This window comes from Lysobacter sp. BMK333-48F3, from assembly GCF_019733395.1.
In the GTDB taxonomy this organism is placed as follows: domain Bacteria; phylum Pseudomonadota; class Gammaproteobacteria; order Xanthomonadales; family Xanthomonadaceae; genus Lysobacter.
On sequence record NZ_JAIHOO010000001.1, the window covers coordinates 2055001 to 2073092 of the forward strand.

The window sequence follows — 18092 nt, forward strand, 5'->3', positions numbered from 1 at the left end:
GGAAGTGCGAATGCTGACATGAGTAACGATAATGCGGGTGAAAAGCCCGCACGCCGAAAGCCCAAGGTTTCCTTGCGCAACGTTAATCGACGCAGGGTGAGTCGGCCCCTAAGGCGAGGCAGAAATGCGTAGTCGATGGGAAGCAGGTTAATATTCCTGCACCTCGCGTAAGTGCGATGGAGGGACGGAGAAGGTTAGGCAGGCCAGGCGTTGGTTGTCCTGGTGAGAGAGTTGAGGCGGTGCCCTTAGGCAAATCCGGGGGCGCAACGTTGAGACTAAGGACCGGTCCATTAGGACTAGGCTGCTGATATCACGCTTCCAGGAAAAGCTCCTAAGCTTCAGCTTACGCAGACCGTACCGTAAACCGACACAGGTGGGCAGGATGAGAATTCTCAGGCGCTTGAGAGAACTCGGGTGAAGGAACTAGGCAAAATAGCACCGTAACTTCGGGAGAAGGTGCGCCCTTTTTGGTTCATAGCTGAGAAGGGCCGCAGTGACCAGGCCGCTGCGACTGTTTATCAAAAACACAGCACTCTGCAAACACGAAAGTGGACGTATAGGGTGTGACGCCTGCCCGGTGCTGGAAGGTTAATTGATGGGGTTAGCCGCAAGGCGAAGCTCTTGATCGAAGCCCCAGTAAACGGCGGCCGTAACTATAACGGTCCTAAGGTAGCGAAATTCCTTGTCGGGTAAGTTCCGACCTGCACGAATGGCGTAACGACAGCGGCGCTGTCTCCACCCGAGACTCAGTGAAATTGAAATCGCTGTGAAGATGCAGCGTTCCCGCGGCAAGACGGAAAGACCCCGTGAACCTTTACTATAGCTTTACACTGAACGTTGAGTTCGTCTGTGTAGGATAGGTGGGAGGCTATGAAACTGTGGCGCTAGCTGCAGTGGAGCCATCCTTGAAATACCACCCTGTCGTGCTTGACGTTCTAACCTAGGCCCGTAATCCGGGTCGGGGACCGTGTATGGTGGGTAGTTTGACTGGGGCGGTCTCCTCCCAAAGTGTAACGGAGGAGCACGAAGGTACGCTCAGCGCGGTCGGACATCGCGCACTGTGTGCAAAGGCATAAGCGTGCTTGACTGCAAGATCGACGGATCAAGCAGGTACGAAAGTAGGTCTTAGTGATCCGGTGGTTCTGTATGGAAGGGCCATCGCTCAACGGATAAAAGGTACTCCGGGGATAACAGGCTGATACCGCCCAAGAGTTCATATCGACGGCGGTGTTTGGCACCTCGATGTCGGCTCATCACATCCTGGGGCTGTAGTCGGTCCCAAGGGTATGGCTGTTCGCCATTTAAAGTGGTACGCGAGCTGGGTTCAGAACGTCGTGAGACAGTTCGGTCCCTATCTGTCGTGGGCGTTGGAGATTTGAGAGGGGCTGCTCCTAGTACGAGAGGACCGGAGTGGACGAACCTCTGGTGTTCCGGTTGTCACGCCAGTGGCACTGCCGGGTAGCTATGTTCGGAAGCGATAACCGCTGAAAGCATCTAAGCGGGAAGCGCGCCTCAAGATGAGATCTCCCGGGAGCTCGACTCCCCTAAAGGAACCATCAAGACTAGGTGGTTGATAGGCAGGGTGTGTAAGTGCGGTAACGCATTGAGCTAACCTGTACTAATGATCCGTGTGGCTTGACCATATAACCTCAAGTGGCCTTGGACTCGACGACGCGTCGATATTCCAACCCAACACTGACTCGCTACATTCCAATCTATTCGCCGACAACGCAGATCACCGCGTTGAAAGCACCCAACGAGAGCGTGCGCGCTACTTCAATCCACCGAAGCCTGCGACCCTCCACCCTCTCCCTGGTGATAATAGCTGTGTGGAACCACCCGATCCCATCCCGAACTCGGAAGTGAAACGCACACGCGCCGATGGTAGTGTGGCTTAAGCCATGCAAGAGTAGGTCATCGCCAGGGGCTTTACCCCAGAAGGCCGGATCCGAAAGGATCCGGCCTTCTTCTTTTGCGTTCCGGAAACATCCAACCGCGTTCCCACCCCGGGAAACTCCGCTTCGACCGCTGCGATTCGTACGCTCATCATCGCCGACGGGATCAGGCGAAATCGTGCCGCCGGCCCCTTGCGGATCGTGGCCGTTGGACTTTCCCGCCCCTATGGGCGCTGGAGGATTCCGCTGGTTCGGCGACACTGCGAGCTCCGGTAAGGACTACCGATAAGGAGCGAGCATGAGCAAGGAATCGATCCAGGAGCGGTACGAAGTCTGCGCGCCGGCGCTGCGGCAGGCGATCGACCGGGCGGTGCAACGGCTGCGCGATTTCGTCGCCGAGACCGACGACATGAGCCTGGTTTTCGCCGAAACGCTGCCGATCGGGGCGATCGCGCAGTTGGAGAACAAGTACGGCCTGGCGCTGCCGCCGGCCTACGTCTACTTCCTGCGCACCTATGGCGCCTTCGTCGTGCACTACGGCGGCAACGAACTGATCGGCATGGTCGAACCCGGCCATCTGCATGCGACGGCGCCGGACCCGGACGACGCGGTCGGCGGCGACGAAGACGAAGTCGCCGCGGCGATCGGCGAAGCGCTGTTTTTCCAGTACATCGACGACTTTTCGGTCGAGAATTTCTGGGCCTTCAACCCGCGCGACCGTCGCGACGACGGCGAGCTCTGCGTGGTCGCCTATTACCACGATGAGGCATTCGCCCTGGCGCAGGACTCCGGCGCCCGCTTCCGCGATTTCGCTGCGCATATCGTCGATACGGTCGACGATTTCATCGCCACCTACGCTTGAACGCAGCGGTGCGGACCGGCGACAAGTCCCCGGTCGCGGCGCCACCACCAATGGGTAGGAGCAACGTCCCACAGGGATTTCCTCCGGTCACAAGTCGCGGCCAAGGAACGCGCAGGCTCCCAACGCCTTCGCCATCGATCGAAACGGAAAGCCCGACGCGAGCTATGAGCACCAATCGCGTTTGCCTGCCTTGCTCGTCAGCGCAGCCGGCATCGCAGACGGATGCATCGCACCCGTCTGCGGCTGGAGTTGCGCCTTCAGGCGTGCCCCGCCGAGACAGGCGCCGCTAGGACCGCCGATATCCGAGGCACTAGCACAGCAAGTCCCTGTCGCGGCTTACGCCGCTCCTACAGGAGCGGCGGCGATCGCGACCGGCGCGCTAAGGCCGACGACCGCGAGCAACTCGCCATCGTCGCCGTGCTCCAACCGCAGGTCGATACGATAGCGCTCGCATAGCCGCTGCACGATCGCCAGCCCGAGTCCATGGCCCGGGCTGCCGGCGCGACGATGGTGAGGCTCGTGCAGGAGCGCGCGCTCCGCTTCCGGCACCGCGTGGCCGCGGTTGGCGATGCGCAGCGCGCCGGCGTCGGCCTGGATGGCGACCCGGCCGCTGTCGCTGTGCGCGAACGCGTTGCCGATCAGATTCGACAACAGGATATGCAGCGCCGGCGCCGGCCACGGCGCCCGTAGCGAGGCGTCGACCGAGATGTCGACCTCGACCGGCTTGTGTTCGAGCAGCGGCGATTGCTCGATGATCACTTGTTCGATCAGCGGCAGTAGCGCCGTGGAAGTCGCAGCCGGCGCCGGTTCGTCCTCGCGCGCCAGCGCGAGCAGGGCGGTCACCGTCTGTTCGAGCCGCAGCGCGGACTGCTGCAGGTAATGCAGATGCCGTCGTCCTTGCGCGGATAACCCCGGCTCGCCGAGCAACTGCTCGCTGGTGCTGCGGATTACCGCCAGCGGGGTGCGCAACTCGTGGCTGGCGTCGCGGGTGAACTCGCGCTCGCGCGCGACGAAGGCCAGGGTGCGTTCGATCAGGGCCGACAAGCCCTGCGCCAGCACCCCGACCTCGTCGTCCGCGGTGCGCGTGTTCAGTCGCGGCGGCAAGCGCTCGGGCGAGAGCGTCGCGACTTCGGCGGCGAGGGCCGACAGCGGGGCGGTGATGCGCCGCGCCAGCCAGTAGCCGATCGCCAGGGCGACGCCGAGCGTGGCCAGCGCCGACCAGGCCAGCAGGCTCAGCACGCGATCGCGCATCGGCCGCACCACCAACTGGCGGCCGACTTCGGCCACCAGCCACGGGCCGTCCGGATCGCCGGCCGGCGCGAGCGAGCGCAGGTGGTAATGGCGGCCGTCGCGCCCAGCGAATTCCCTGCGTCCGGGTTCGTCGGCGAATGCCGCCCGCAGATCCGCGGGCAGGCTGTCGCGATCGGTATGGACGCGCATGTACGCGGCCTGCGGCTGCGGCCAGTGCGCGGAGGAGCCGCGGCGTTGCTGCAGCGTCGCGGCTTCCTGGGCCAGGGCGGCATCGAAGAACGCGTCTTCGGTCGCGTACATGAAGCTGATCGCGTACAGGCCGAACAGCCCAGCGACGAACAGCGCGAACGCGGCGAAGGCGAGCATCAACCGGTTGCGCAGGCGCTGGCGCGGCAAGCTCATGGTTCGGCCCGCAACTGGAAGCCGACCCCGTGCACGGTGCGCAGCATCGGCCAGTCGAACGGCCGGTCCAGGCCCTGGCGCAGCAGGTACAGATGCGAGCGCAACGGGTCCGACGGCGGCGCTTCGTCGCCCCACAGGCGCTGGATCAGTTCGCTGCGGGTCAGCGTGCGCGGCCAGGCCTCGGCGAGGATCAGCAGGATCCGGTACGGCGTGTGCTGCAGTTCCAGCGCACGGCCGTCGCGACTGGCGCGGCCGAGGCGCCGGTCGATCCGCAGCGGGCCGACCTGCAGCGCATGGGCCTGGCCGCTGCGGTGGCGCTGCGACAGCGCCAGGCAGCGCGCGAGCAGTTCGGCGCCGGCGAACGGTTTGACCAGGTAGTCGTCGGCGCCGGCGGCGAAGCCGTCCAGTTTGTCCTGCAAGGCATCGCGGGCGGTCAGCATCAGCACCGGCACGTGGCGGTCGGCGCGCTCGCGCAGCGCGGCGCAGACCTGCAGGCCGTCCATGCCGGGCAGGGCGAGGTCGAGCACCATCACGTCGGGCGGGTCGGCCAGGGCCAACTGCAGCCCGCCCGGGCCGTCGGCGGCGAAATCGACCCGGTGGCCGTGGCCTTCGAACATCGCCGCCAGCGAGGCGCGCAGCGGCAGATGATCCTCGACCACCAGGATGCGCAGGCATTCGGCCATCGGCGCTCAGTTCCCGATCCGCTCCATCAACTGCTTAGCTTCGGCCATGTCCGGGTGGCTTTCCAGCACGGCGGCGACCAGCCGCCGCGCCGGCTCGCGCTGCTGCAGGCGCAGATGCGCTTCGGCCATGCCCAGGCGCAGCTGGGGCTCGGGCATGTGCGGCTCGGCCAGTTGCATGATGCTCAGCGCGTCGCGCACCTGCGGTTGCGCTTGCGCGGTCTGCAACTGGTAGTAGCCGAGTAGGCCGATCAGTTGCGCGTGGTAGTCCTGCGGCGCCTGCGCCAGGCGCTGTTCGGCGGAGGCGTCGCCGGCCAGCCGTTGCCGCACCAGTTGCATGGTCTTCTCGTCGCGCCACGGCGTGCGCGCGACCGGGGTGCGGCCCAACGCGGCGACCACCGCCTCGGCGACGCCGGGGGTGGAATAGGGGTTCTGGCCGGTGACCAGGCGGCCGTCGACGACCACGTGCGGCATCATCAACGCCGCTTCGCTCCAGCGCGCACCGCGTTCGCGCAAGGCGTCCTCGAGCTGGAACGGGTATTGCTTGGCCCAGCGCTTGCCGAACACGGTTTCTTCTTCGTTGCTGAAGCCGGTCATCGCGCGCCCCGCGGCTAGCGCTCGGCCATCGGCCAGGCGCACGCCGACCAGCGCCGCCGGACCGTGGCAAACCGCCGAAACCACGCCGCCGCGTTCGTACACCGCCGCGATCAGCGAGCCCAAGGCCGGATCGGCGGGCAGATCGAACATCGCGCCCTTGCCGCCGACCACGTACACCGCGGCGTAGTCCTGCGCGCGCAGTCCGGCGGTGGCGCGGGTGTCGGCGAGCAGGCGCTGGGCCTGAGGATCGGCGAGCAGGCGCGCGTTGAACGGTTCCTTGGCGTCGTACTTGTCGGCCTCGACCCGGCCGCCGCGCGGGCTGGCGACCTCGACCTCCAGGCCGTTGTCGCGAAAGATCAGATAGGCCTGGGCGAACTCGTCCATCTCGAAGCCGGGACGGGTCTTGCCCTGGTCGCGGCCTTCGCCGCTGACCACGATCAGGACTTTGTCGCCGGCCCAGGCCGGCGCAGCGGATACGAAGGCGAGGCCGGCCAGCAGGCCGGCGAACAGGGACAGGCGAGGCATGGGCGGTCTCCGCGATGGGGAGACCTCAGTCTGTGCGGCGGATGTGAATCGAACTTCAAATCGCCGCGCCGCGCCGTCGTCAGGACCGCGCCGCAGTCAGGCGGACGGCGGCTCGGCGACGAAGGTCGCCACCAGCACGTCGCGCCAGGCCGGCTGCGCCGGGTCCAGCGGCGCGACCGCGGTGACGCCGTGGTAGACGTGGCGGTCGGCGGCCAGGGCGGTGTCGAGCGGGCGGGTCAGGGTGAAGCTGCCGATCTCGGTGCCGTCGGCGAGGTGGAAACTGGTGGTGCCGCTGCTGATGTTGTGGCGGTCGATCAGCAGCACCAGCACGTAGTCGACGCCGTCGCGGTGCACGCCTTCCGGGGTCGGCTGGCCGGCGGCGTCGGCGCGCGCCTCGATCCGGAACTGGTGCACTTCGATCCGCCACTGCGGCGTCTGCGGCGACAGGCCGGCGAACAGATCGCGACAGAACTCCAGCACGGTGCGCAGGCATGCGCCCTCGGCGATGCGGTCGCGGATCGGTTCGAAATTGCGCGCGATCCCGCCCTGCAGCGTGTTGTAGTCGCGGCTCTGGTAATGCGGCTGGTGCGGCTGGCGCAGCACCGGACCCTGGGCGCCGGCGGCGTACACCGCATGGCGGCGGCGACGGTGCAGGCCGACCTGGGCCAGGTAAGGATCGGGGGCCAGGTCGTTCCAACTGTCGGCGAAGGCCTGCCAGTCCTCGAGCGGGCGGTAGCGCTCCAGCAAGGCGCGCATCACGCCGGCGCCGACGAAAGCGAAATGGTCTTCTTGCAGCGCCAGCTTCAACATGGGCGAACGTCGGGTCCTGCGGCGGAGGTAAGGGGGCGTCGGCTCAGTTCGCGGCCAAGGCGGCCAGGATCAGCAGCGCGATCGCGCAGAGCAGGCCCATTGCCCAGGTCAGGCTGCGCAGGGTCGGTCGGCGGGCGAGGTAGAACACGCCGTGGAGCGTGCGGAACGCGACGAAGGCCAGGGCGAGCGCGGCGATCCATTCGGTATCGACGCCGGCCATCTGCGCGCCGATCACCCCGGCGGCGAACGGGGCGAAGGCTTCGAAGGCATTGAGGTGGGCGGCGTAAGCGGCGATCGAGCGCGGATGGTCCTGGCGCGCCTGCCAGCCGCGCGGGTCGCGGTTGTCGTAGCGCTGGCCGGTGCCCTTGGCGACCGCCACCCACAGATACGGCAGCAGAGCCGCGATCAACAGGCACCAGTACGCGGTGGACATGGTCAGCATGCGCGATCCTTCGGGCCGGCGCCGGCCGCGGCGACCGTATCAGCCTAGCGGAAAAAACGACGGCGCCCACGGGCGCCGTCGTCGTTTCGCTTTGCCCGGACGGCCGGTCCGCAGCCCGGCCGTGCGGCGGCGTGGCCGGCTTACTTCGCCGGCGCCGCCTTGAGCTTGTCGTGCGCGGCGCGGAAGGCGTTGCCTTCGTACCAGTTCGGCCACTGCTCGTTGCCGGCCAGGGTCTTGCCGACCTGGTACAGCGCGTCCAGGTCCTGGACCACGCCGTCGAGCTTCCAGTTCGGATCGAACTGGTCGGCCGGCTTGTGGTAGCGGTTGTCGCGATAGTCGACCTGGGCCTTGCGGCCGGCGTCGGTGCCGCCCTCCAGCAGATCGTCGCCGCCCTTGGCGTACAGCGCCGGCACGCCGGCCTTGGCGAAGTTGAAGTGATCGGAGCGGAAGTAGAAGCCGTCCTGCGGCGTGGCCTCGGCGTGCAGCACCCGGCCCTGGCCGTCGGCGACGGTTTTGAGCAGGTCTTCCAGTTCCGAGCTGCCGAAGCCGACCACGGTCATGTCGCGCGCCTTGCCGATGATCGGCATGGCATCGAGATTGATCACCGCCACGGTCTTGGCCAGCGGCACGGTCGGATGGGCGACGTAGTACTTGGAGCCGAGCAGGCCGGACTCTTCCAGGGTCACCGCCAGGAACAGCAGCGAGCGATCCGGCGGCGGCTGCTGCTTGCTGAATGCTTCGGCGATTTCCAGGATGCCGGCGACGCCGGAGGCGTTGTCGACCGCGCCGTTGTAGATGGTGTCGTGGCCTTCGCCCTTGGGCTGGGCGTCGTGGCCTTCGTGGCCGCCTTCGCTGGTGTGGTGGCCCAGGTGGTCCCAGTGGGCCATGTAGACGACGGTTTCGTCGGGACGCTTGGCGCCGTCCAGGCGCGCGACCACGTTGCGCGAGGACTTCTCGCTGATCTCGCTCTTCAGCTCGACCGAGGCCTTGGCCTGCAGCGGGACCGCCTTGAAGCCGCGCTTGCCGGCGGCCTGATACAGCGCGTCGAGATCCTGGCCGAGGTCGGCCAGCAGCTTGCGCGCGACGTCCTGGCCGATCCAGCCCTGCACCGGCAGGCGCGGTTCGGGGTCGTCCTTGGCCGGCAGGTCGAACTGCGCACCGGACCAGGAGTTGCGCACCACGTCCCAACCGTAGGACGCGCCGGCGTCGTCGTGGACGATCAGCGCCGCGGCGGCGCCCTGGCGCGCGGCCTCTTCGAACTTGTAGGTCCAGCGGCCGTAGTAAGTCATGCGCCGGCCTTCGAACAGGGTCGCGTCCTGGCCGTGGAAACCGGGGTCGTTGACCAGGATCACCACCGTCTTGCCCTTGACGTCGACGCCGGCGTAGTCGTTCCACTGCTGCTCCGGCGCGTTGACGCCGTAGCCGACGAAGACCAGGTCGCTGGCCTGGAGCTTGACCTCGGGCTGGCCGGTGCGGGTGCCGACCACCATGTCGGCGCCGAACTTGAGCTCGCGCGGCTGGCCCTTCACCTCGAGCTTGAGCACCGTGCTTTCGTCGGCGATGGTCTGCACCATCGGCACGGTCTGGAAATAGCTGTCGCCGTTGCCGGGCTTCAGGCCCAGGCGCTTGAACTGCGCTTCCAGGTACTGGACCGTCTTTTCCTCGCCGGGGCTGCCGGGCGCGCGGCCCTCGAATTCGTCGGACGCCAGGGTTTTGACGTGCTGGGCGAAATCGGCCGGGTTGATCGCGCCGTCGAAGGCGTGATCGGCGGCGGCGGACGGGGTTGGGGCATCCGTGCCGGCGGGGGCCTGATCGGCCGGGGGCTGCTTGCACGCCGACAGCGCCAGCGTGGCGGCCACCAGCGAGGCGGCGGTGAGAAGCGAAGTTCGGTTTTGCGACATCGGACCTCCAGGGACGGCCGCGAGGGGCCGGGAATGGCGGAGGTCCATTCTAGGGGCAATGGTCCGGGCGGTGCTTTCCGCGCTGCGGCGCGACCGAAAAGCCCGGCGTCCGGCGCCTGCGCTCGGATCGCAGGCGCCGGACGCAGGCAAGGCTTACTGCGCCGGCGGGGTCGCGGTGTTGAAGGCGATCGGCGTGGCGCCGGTGATCGAACCGGTCTTGGCGGTGGCGTGCACGTACAGCACGACCTTGCGCTCGAACACCAGCGGACCGTCGACGCGCGCGTTCGGGCCGATCACCACCCGCGGGTCGCGCTGCGGCTTGAGCTGGAAGTTGCTGCGCGGCTTGGTGTACTTGATGCCGCCGCGCACGTGCGAGTCCACGCCGACGGTGACGTCGCCGTTGACCGTCTCGATGCCGCCGCTGACGTCGGTGTCGACCAGGCCGATCGAGCCGTTGACGGTCTCGATGTCGCCGCCGATGGTGCCGCCGCGGTCGACGAAGATGCCGCCGTTGACCGTTTCCAGGTCGCTGCTGGCGGTGGTCTTGGCGCCGAGGCGGATACTGCCGTTGACGGTTTCCAGACCGCCGGTCTGGCTGCCGGCGCCGATGTGGATGCTGCCGTTGACGGTCTCGGCGTCGCCGACGCGAGCGTTCTCGCCGACCTTGATGCTGCCGTTCACGGTTTCCAGGTTGCCGCGCTGCTGACCGGCGTCGACGTCGATGCTGCCGTTGACCTTGCTGACCCCTTCCTGCGCGAACGCCAGCGGCGAGGACAGGGCGATCAGGACCGACAGAGCGAGAGTGAGGCGGTTACGGGTCATGGCGTGTTCCGTTTGGCTGATGGACAGGTACTGGGATGCGGCGATGGCCGAATCGGTTTAAGCCCGGCGACGAACGGGGCCTCGACGCGGCGGCGACGCCGCCGGATCAAGCACTTGCGCGCGTCGCGCCGGCCGGGCGGCGCTCGGGCGTCGGCGGTTCGGGCTTGATCGCCGGCTTCGCTACAATCGCAGGGCCCGCGTGCGCCGGCCCCTGCCCCAAGTCATAGGAATCTCGACGTGTCAGCGACCCCCCGCCCCAAGCCCGTAGTGCTGTTGATCCTCGACGGTTGGGGCCATCGCGACGATCCGGCCGACAACGCCCTGGCCCAGGCCGACCTGCCGAACTGGCGCGCGCTGCTGGCCAGCGAGCCGCACACCCTGATCCACACCGAAGGCCGCCACGTCGGCCTGCCGGACGGGCAGATGGGCAATTCCGAAGTCGGCCACATGAATCTCGGAGCCGGCCGCATCGTCTACCAGGACCTGACCCGGATCGACGCGGCGATCGAGGACGGCAGCTTCTACGCCAACGCCGAGCTGCGCGCGGCCTGCGCCGCGGCGCGCGAGGCCGGCGCCACCTTGCAGGTGATGGGCCTGCTCTCGCCGGGCGGCGTGCACAGCCACGAACAACATATCTTCGCCATGCTCGAGCTGGCCCGCCGCGAAGGCGTGGCCCGGGTCGCCGTGCACGCCTTCCTCGACGGCCGCGACATGCCGCCCAAGTCGGCCGCGCCGAGCCTGGAGCGCCTGCAGCAGGCCTGCGAGCGAGTCGGCAACGCGCATATCGCCTCGGTCAGCGGCCGCTATTTCGCCATGGACCGCGACAAGCGCTGGGACCGCCAGCTGCGCGCCTGGAACGCGATCGTCGAGGCCCAGTCCGAGCACCGCGCCGCGACCGCGCTGGAAGCGCTGGAAGCCGCCTACGCGCGCGGCGAGACCGACGAGTTCGTCGCACCGACCGTGATCGGCGCCGCCGCGCCGATCGCCGACGGCGATGCGGTGGTGTACATGAACTTCCGCGCCGACCGCGCGCGCCAGCTCAGCGCCGCCTTCGTCGATCCGGGCTTCGACGGCTACGAGGCGCGCCGGCTGGCGCTGTCGCGCTACGTCTGCCTGACCGAGTACGACGCCCGGTTGCCGGCGCCGGTCGCGTTCGCGCCGGACGAACTGCGCAACACTCTGGGCGAACTGCTCGCCGCGCGAGGTCTGACCCAGCTGCGCATCGCCGAGACCGAGAAGTACGCCCACGTCACCTTCTTCTTCAGCGGCGGGCGCGAAGAGCCCTATGCCGGCGAGCGCCGCATCCTGGTGCCCAGCCCGAAGGTCGCCACCTACGATCTGCAGCCGGAAATGAGCTGCCCGGAAGTGACCGCGCAGCTGACCGCGGCGATCCGTTCGGGCGAGTTCGACGTCGCGGTGTGCAACATCGCCAACCCGGACATGGTCGGCCACACCGGCGACCTGCACGCGGCGATCCGCGCCGCCGAGGCGGTGGACGTGGCGATCGGCGCGGTCGCCGCGGCGGTGCGCGAGACCGGCGGCGCGCTGCTGATCACCGCCGACCACGGCAACCTGGAAATGATGCGCGATCCGGACACCGGCCAGCCGCATACCGCGCACACGGTCGGCCCGGTGCCGCTGGTCTATCTCGGCCCGCGCAAGGCCGCGCTGCGCAGCGGCGGCGCACTGCGCGACGTCGCCCCGACCATGCTCGATCTGCTCGGCGTGGAACAGCCGATGGAGATGAGCGGGCAGAGCCTGCTGGTTTCCTGATGCGGCTGCGGCGCGCGCTGCTGCTGGCGGTCACCCTGACGGTCGCGCTGGCCGCGCCGGCGGCTGCGCAGAACAGCAGCCGCGAGACCGAGCGCAAGCTGGAAAAGGTCAAGAACGAGCTCAAGTCGGTCTCGGCCGAACGGCGCAAGCTCGAAGGCCAGCGCGGCGACGCCTCGCAGCGCCTGCGCGAGGCCGACGAGAAGGTCGGCCGTTCCAACCGGGTGCTGCGCGAGACCGAATCCCGGCTCGCCCGCGAGCAGTCCGCGTTGAAAGACCTGCAGGCCCGTCGCGACGGTCTCAACGCCAAGCTCGGCTCGCAGCGCAAGGAGCTCGCGCAACTGCTGCGCGCGGCCTACGCCCAGGGCAACGACGCGCCGCTGAAACTGCTGCTGTCGCAGGACAAGGTCGCCGACAGCAACCGCGTGCTGACCTACCACGGCTACGTGCAGCGCGACCGCGCCCGGCGCATCGTCGAACTGTCGGCGCAGTTGCGCGAGCTCGATGCGCTGGAGCGCGAGATCGTCGAGCGCCGCCAAACCCTGGACAGCACCCGCAAGCAGCAACGCGACCAGCTCGGCCAACTGCAGCGCGACCGCAAGGAACGCGCCAGCCTGGTGGCGCAGATCAACGAGAAGTACCAGGACCGCAGCGACCGCGAGCGCGAGCTCGGCCGCGACGCCAAGGGCCTGGAACAGCTGCTGGCCAAGCTGCGCGCCGCCGCCGCGCGCGCCGAGGCCCAGCGCCGCGCCGCCGCCAAGGCCCGCGCCGAGCGCGAGGCGCGCGAAGCCAAAGCGGCCGCGGCCGCCGCGGCGGCCGGCAAGCCGGCGCCGCCGCGCGCGCCGCGCAAGCCCGCGGTCGAGGTGGCCAAGGCGCCGCCGCCGCAGGTCGGCGGCCTGGGCTGGCCGGTGTCCGGCGCCTTGCTGGCCGGTTTCGGCGGCACCATGCCCGACGGCCGCAGCAGCGAAGGTTTGCTGATCGGAGCGCCCGCCGGCGCCACGGTCAAGGCGGTCGGCGACGGCACGGTGGTGTATTCGGAATGGATGACCGGCTACGGCCTGTTGCTGATCGTCGACCACGGCAACGGCTACATGAGCCTGTACGCCAACAACGATGCCCTGCTCAAGGACGCCGGCGCCAAGGTCAAGCGCGGCGACGCGATCGCCACAGTCGGCAGCTCCGGCGGCCACGGCCGGCCGGCGCTGTATTTCGAACTGCGCCGCGGCGGCCAGCCGGTCAACCCCAATGGCTGGCTGCGACGCTGAGCACGGTTTCCGGGGCGGTCGCGCGCTCCGCGCCGCATCCGTGCGGGCGAGAGCGGGGCGGCGCCAGTGCGAGCGGGCTCCCACCGGATCAAGCACTTGCGCGCTGATGCAGCGCGCGCTGAACGAATCGGCGCTTCGTTAACGAAAGCTTGCGCGCGCGCGGCTTAACGTGCGCAGATAGGCGATGGAACCCGCGCCCGCCGCGCGCGGTCGTAGCCAGGACCCGGCCCGCCGTTCGCGGCGGTCCGTCGCCAGCCCCTCACTCGCGTCCGGAGCGTCGTGCATGTCTTTGCGTTACCCCCTGCGTAGTCTGCTTCCGCTGGCCCTGGCGCTGGGCGCCGTACCGGCGTGGGCGCAGGAGCCGCCGGCCAAACCGGCCCAGGCGCCGCCGGCGCGCGAATCCGGCCAGCAGACGCCGGCTCCTGCCAACGAAACGCCAAACAAGGAAGCGCCGGCCAAGAAGAAAGCCGCGGGCAAGGGCGAGGACAGCGAGTCCAAGGTGCCGATCGAGGAGATCCGCCGTTACGTCGCGGTCTACAACGCGGTCAAGCAGGCCTACGTCGAACCGGTCGACGACGCCAAGCTGATGCATTCGGCGATCCGCGGCCTGCTGTTCGACCTGGACCCGCACAGCGTCTACCTGGACAAGGTCGCGGCCGAGGATTTCGACGAACAGTCGCGCGGCGCCTACGACGGCATCGGCGTGGAGCTGCAGCGCCAGCCCGACGGCAGCCTGCGGGTGATCGCGCCGATCGACGACACTCCGGCCGCGCGCGCCGGGATCAAGGCCGGCGACGTGATCACCGCGATCGACGGCAAGCCGTTCAAGGTCGACGAAGGCGACAACTCCGGCCCGCTGCGCGGCGCGCCGGGCAGCAAGGTGGTGCTGACCATCGTCCGCGAAGGCCGCGACAAGGCCTTCGACCTGACCGTGGTGCGCGAGACCATCCGCGTGGCCAGCGTGAAGAGCCGCATGCTCGAACCGGGCTACGGCTATCTGCGCATCAGCGCGTTCCAGGCCGACACCGCGGCCGATTTCGAAACCCAGCTGGAAAAGCTCAAGACCCAGGCCGGCGGCAAGTTGCGCGGACTGGTGATCGACTTGCGCAGCAACCCGGGCGGCCTGCTGACCTCGGCGGTGCAGATCGCCGACGACCTGCTGGAGAAAGGCAAGATCGTCAGCACCCGCGGCCGCATCGCGATCAGCGACGCCGAATTCGGCGCGACTCCGGGCGACCGCCTCGACGGCGCGCCGCTGATGGTGCTGGTCGACGCCGGTTCGGCCAGCGCTTCGGAGGTGCTGGCCGGCGCCTTGCGCGACAACGGCCGCGCCCGCGTGATCGGCAGCCGCACCTTCGGCAAGGGCTCGGTGCAGACCGTGCTGCCGCTGGACAACGGCGACTCGGTCAAGCTCACCACCGCGCGCTACTACACGCCCAGCGGCAAATCGATCCAGGCCCTGGGCATCGTCCCCGACGTGGTGGTGCGCGCGGCCAAGCGCGACGGCGATTCGCGTCCGAGCTATTCGGAAGCGGCCCTGCCGGGGCATCTGCACGGCGACGAGGAAGACGCGCCCGGCAAGAACGCCGGCGAGGTGCTGGAAGGCGAAGCGCCGATCGCCGCGGCCCTGGCCGAACTGAAGAAGCCGGCGCCGGCCAAGCCGGTCGCCGATGCCGGCGCCGCTACCCGGCGCTGAGCGCCGGAGAGGATCGGCAAACGAAAAACCCGGCCGAGGCCGGGTTTTTTCTTGCGGGTTTTTCTTGTTCGCCGCCGGCCGCTCAGCGCGGTTTGGCCGGCAACGGAAACGGCGTGACCACTTTCTCGCCGGTGGCGGCATCGCGGATCGCCGACTGGCCTTTGCGTTCGACTTCCTCGATCCGCACGATGCTCTGCATCGGCAGATGCAGCACCCGGGTATTGCCGAACTCGTCGCGCAGCCGCTCCTCGGTCGGATCGACCACCAGGCCTTCGTGCAGATCGAACACCAGTTCGCTGACCTCGGTGAAGCCCCACAGATTGCCCGAGGCGATCTTGCGCGCGTACAGCTCGTAGATCTTGCCGGCGTTGAGGAAGGTGATTTTGTAGAGCGTGGCCATTGGGGCGGGAGTGGGGAATCGGGAATGGGGAATCGGGAATCGGGAATCGGTGAGCGTAACGCGTCGCCTGTGTGAGTTAGCGTGGGGACGCCGGACCGAAACTCAATGGCGATCGCCGACCGCATCCAGCACGGCCGCCGCGGCTTGTGCTCTTTGGGCGGGAATGGGGAATAGGGAATAGGGAATCGGTGAGCGTAACGCGTCGCCTGTGTAAGTTAGCGAGGGGACGCCGGACCGAACTCAATGGCGATCGCCGACCGCATCCCCCATAGCCGCCGCGGCTTGTGCTCTACCTATTCCCCATTCCCAATTCCCCATTCCCGGCCTTCAATACCCCCGCTTGCGCCGCAGCCGCCGGGCGATGCCGGCGCGGGCGATCAGGGCGAAGGCGCCGCCGAAGGCGAAGCCGGCGAGGTGGGCGGACCAGGCGACTGCGCCGAAGGCCGGGCCGATGAAGGTGAACACCACCTGCAGCAGCGCCCACACGCCGATCAACAGCGGCGCCGGCACTTTCACGAACTGCAGGAACAGGCCCAACGGCACCACCACGCCGAGCTTGGCGCCGGGAAACAGCGCCAGATAGGCGCCGATCAGCGCCGACACCGCGCCGCTGGCGCCGATGATCAGCCGGTCGGGGGTGCCGATCGCGAGCACCGCGGCCAGGTTGGCCACCGCGCCGCCGAACAGGAACAAGGCCAGCAGGCGCCACGGCCCCATCGCGCGTTCGGCCGGCAGGCCGAAGATCAGCAGGAACACCAGGTTGCCGAGCAGGTGGGCCCAGTCGGCGTGCAGGAACAGCGCGCTGAACAGGCGCAGGATGCTGCCGTCGCGAATCGCCTCCCACCACGCCAGCGGATTGGACAGGCCGCCCGACAGCGCGCCCCATTCGAGCATCAGCCGGCGCTGCTCCGGTCCGGACAGCACCACTGCCGAGACGATGAAGGCGATCCACAGCAGGGCGAACACCAAAGGCGTGGCCCAACGCAGTCGCGTGCGTTCGCGTGAAGGGATGGCGACGAACATGCTCATGAGCGACGCCTATTCAGCATCGGACGAAGCCGGCGCGATACCGCTTGGAAGCGGAAAAACGCCCGCAATACATGGGTTTGCGACATCTGCACGGACGATTTTGCGATCTTGGGCGTATTGTTAGCGTTCGGTTAATAGCCGCGCTATAGTGCATACGGCGTCGTACGTCGGGAGGGGTTTCCGGCGGAACCGGGCCGACCCGCGCGGCCCGTGCTCAACGCCGCGACAGAACGAAAAATACTCCAACGGAGACTACACGCATGCAAGCCTCACACCGCATCTCCCGCCTGACCGCGCTCGCGCTCGGCATCGCCGGCGTCATCAGCGTCGGTTCGGCCGGAGCGACCGGCTTCCAGATCCGCGAAAACAGCGTCAAGAACCAGGGCCGCGCGTTCGCCGGCAGCGCCACCGCCAAGAACGATGCCGCCGTCGTGACCAACAACCCGGCCGCGATGGTGAACCTGGACTCGCTGACGATTCGCGGCGACGTGACCGTGATCGACCTGACCGCGAAGTTCCGCGGCGGCGGTTCGGCCGCGGCCGGTACCCCGCTCGCGCGTCCGCTGACCGGCGGCAACGGCGGCGACCCGGGCGATGCGCAGCCGGTGCCGGCGCTGTCGATCGTGATGCCGCTGTCGGGCGCGTTCGAGAAGCTGACCCTCGGCGCCCAGTTGAACGCGCCGTTCGGCCTGAAGACCGAATACGACCGCGACTGGGTCGGCCGCTACCACGCGGTCGAGTCGGAAGTGAAGACCATCGACCTGACCTTCTCCGCCGGCCTGGCCCTGACCGACCGCTTCTCGGTCGGCGCCGGCCTGGTCTGGGAACGCGCCGAAGCCACCCTGACCAATGCGGTCGACTTCGGTTCGGCGATCTGCCGCGTCAGCATCGCCGCCTGCACCACCCCGAGCCCGGCCGCCGCGCCGTTCGGCCCGCAGAAGAACGACGGCTACGCCAAGGTCAAGGGCGACGACTACGGCCTGGGCTGGATCATCGGCCTGCAGTGGAAGCCGACCGACAAGTTCTCGATCGGCTACTCGCACCGCTCGGAAATCGACCACGAGCTGGAAGGCAACATCGACTTCACCAAGCCGGCCAACGTCTCGGCGCTGCTGGCCGCGCGCGGCATCACCCAGTACAACTCGGGTCCGGGCGGCGCCAAGCTGACCACCCCGAGCGTCGATACCCTGAGCCTGCAGTACGAGTTCACCGATCAGTTCCGCATGATGTTCGATGCGCAGCAGACCGATTGGCACTCGCTGCAGTCGGTGGACATCGTCCGCGCCAACGGCACGCCGATCACCAGCGAGCCGTTCGAGTGGGAAGACACGATGATGTACGCGCTGGGCGCCGAGTACGACCTCAGCGACGCCATCACCCTGCGCGGCGGCATCGCGTTGGACGAGACCCCGACCAACGATCACCACCGCACCCCGCGCCTGCCGGACAACGACCGCACCCTGTACTCGGTCGGCCTGACCTGGAACGCCAACGAGCACCTGAGCGTCGACGCGGCCTACACCCGCATCGAGATCGACAGCCCGAAGATCGACGTGGTCTCGAGCAGCGGCTCGCGCCTGACCGGTACCTACAAGGGCCACGCCGACCTGTTCGGCATCGCGGCTCAGTACAAGTTCTGATCGGGCCCGCGGTCCGGGCGCAGGCCCGGGCCGCACGGCTGAACGAAAAGCCCCGCTTCGGCGGGGTTTTTCTTTTTCGCGCGTGCCACGATGGCGATTCTCCGC

General features: G+C 68.2%; 14 protein-coding genes and 2 rRNA genes (1 of these 16 running past the window's edge). 7 read left to right on the top strand and 9 right to left on the bottom strand.

Annotation, left to right across the window (positions count from 1 at the left end; all coding sequences use genetic code 11):
• From K4L06_RS08650 to K4L06_RS08660, 3 genes are all read left to right on the top strand, one after another.
• Positions 1-1643: ribosomal RNA gene (locus K4L06_RS08650) — 23S ribosomal RNA — on the top strand; it begins 1223 nt to the left of the window's first position.
• 168 nt (positions 1644-1811) lie between these two features.
• Positions 1812-1926: ribosomal RNA gene (rrf, locus tag K4L06_RS08655) — 5S ribosomal RNA — on the top strand.
• A 267-nt stretch (positions 1927-2193) separates the two neighbouring features.
• Positions 2194-2757, top strand: coding sequence for an SMI1/KNR4 family protein (locus K4L06_RS08660; protein ID WP_221671014.1), 564 nt, complete (start codon positions 2194-2196; stop codon positions 2755-2757).
• A 336-nt stretch (positions 2758-3093) separates the two neighbouring features.
• Here the strand turns inward: K4L06_RS08660 and K4L06_RS08665 are convergent, their stop codons facing one another.
• The 7 genes from K4L06_RS08665 to K4L06_RS08695 form a co-directional block, all read right to left on the bottom strand.
• Entirely contained in the window at positions 3094-4410 is a 1317-nt protein-coding gene (locus K4L06_RS08665; RefSeq protein WP_221671015.1) for a HAMP domain-containing sensor histidine kinase, read from the bottom strand.
• The gene (locus K4L06_RS08670) at positions 4407-5081 is read right to left on the bottom strand and encodes a response regulator transcription factor (protein WP_221673567.1); all 675 of its coding nucleotides are present in this window, start codon (positions 5079-5081) and stop codon (positions 4407-4409) included. Before K4L06_RS08670 ends, K4L06_RS08665 begins: the two co-directional genes overlap by 4 nt.
• An 18-nt stretch (positions 5082-5099) precedes the next feature.
• Positions 5100-6212: a type 1 glutamine amidotransferase domain-containing protein gene (locus K4L06_RS08675; RefSeq protein WP_221671016.1), complete on the bottom strand. Its 1113-nt coding sequence runs from the start codon at positions 6210-6212 to the stop codon at positions 5100-5102.
• A gap of 96 nt (positions 6213-6308) precedes the next feature.
• A complete protein-coding gene (locus K4L06_RS08680) occupies positions 6309-7022 on the bottom strand; it encodes a 2OG-Fe dioxygenase family protein (protein ID WP_221671017.1) in 714 nt (237 codons plus the stop codon).
• Between the two features lie 43 nt (positions 7023-7065).
• On the bottom strand, positions 7066-7464 hold the full coding sequence (locus K4L06_RS08685) for an MAPEG family protein (RefSeq protein WP_221671018.1): 399 nt from the start codon (positions 7462-7464) through the stop codon (positions 7066-7068).
• Positions 7465-7604: 140 nt separating this feature from the next.
• Positions 7605-9365: a M28 family metallopeptidase gene (locus tag K4L06_RS08690; RefSeq protein ID WP_221671019.1), complete on the bottom strand. Its 1761-nt coding sequence runs from the start codon at positions 9363-9365 to the stop codon at positions 7605-7607.
• A gap of 153 nt (positions 9366-9518) precedes the next feature.
• Positions 9519-10187, bottom strand: a complete 669-nt coding sequence (locus K4L06_RS08695) for a hypothetical protein (protein ID WP_221671020.1) — start codon at positions 10185-10187, stop codon at positions 9519-9521.
• Positions 10188-10424: 237 nt separating this feature from the next.
• Here K4L06_RS08695 and gpmI point away from each other — a divergent pair, with 237 nt between their 5' ends.
• The 3 genes from gpmI to K4L06_RS08710 all read left to right on the top strand — a co-directional run bounded on the left by gpmI (position 10425) and on the right by K4L06_RS08710 (position 14918).
• Positions 10425-11960 (top strand): 2,3-bisphosphoglycerate-independent phosphoglycerate mutase, encoded by a 1536-nt coding sequence (gene gpmI, locus K4L06_RS08700; protein WP_221671021.1) that lies wholly within the window; start codon positions 10425-10427, stop codon positions 11958-11960.
• Positions 11960-13222 carry a peptidoglycan DD-metalloendopeptidase family protein gene (locus tag K4L06_RS08705; protein WP_221671022.1) on the top strand — a complete coding sequence of 421 codons (1263 nt, stop codon included), beginning with the start codon at positions 11960-11962 and terminating at the stop codon, positions 13220-13222. The genes gpmI and K4L06_RS08705 overlap by 1 nt, the downstream gene beginning before the upstream one ends.
• Positions 13223-13505: 283 nt before the next feature.
• Entirely contained in the window at positions 13506-14918 is a 1413-nt protein-coding gene (locus K4L06_RS08710) for a S41 family peptidase (RefSeq protein WP_221671023.1), read from the top strand.
• 82 nt (positions 14919-15000) lie between these two features.
• Here K4L06_RS08710 and K4L06_RS08715 read toward each other — a convergent pair whose 3' ends face one another.
• Positions 15001-15318 carry a DUF1820 family protein gene (locus K4L06_RS08715; RefSeq protein WP_064747972.1) on the bottom strand — a complete coding sequence of 106 codons (318 nt, stop codon included), beginning with the start codon at positions 15316-15318 and terminating at the stop codon, positions 15001-15003.
• Positions 15319-15645: 327 nt separating this feature from the next.
• Entirely contained in the window at positions 15646-16341 is a 696-nt protein-coding gene (locus K4L06_RS08720; RefSeq protein WP_221673568.1) for a rhomboid family intramembrane serine protease, read from the bottom strand.
• Positions 16342-16607: 266 nt separating this feature from the next.
• Between K4L06_RS08720 and K4L06_RS08725 the strand changes: the two genes are divergently transcribed.
• On the top strand, positions 16608-17987 hold the full coding sequence (locus K4L06_RS08725; RefSeq protein ID WP_221671024.1) for an outer membrane protein transport protein: 1380 nt from the start codon (positions 16608-16610) through the stop codon (positions 17985-17987).
• Positions 17988-18092: the final 105 nt, after the last annotated feature.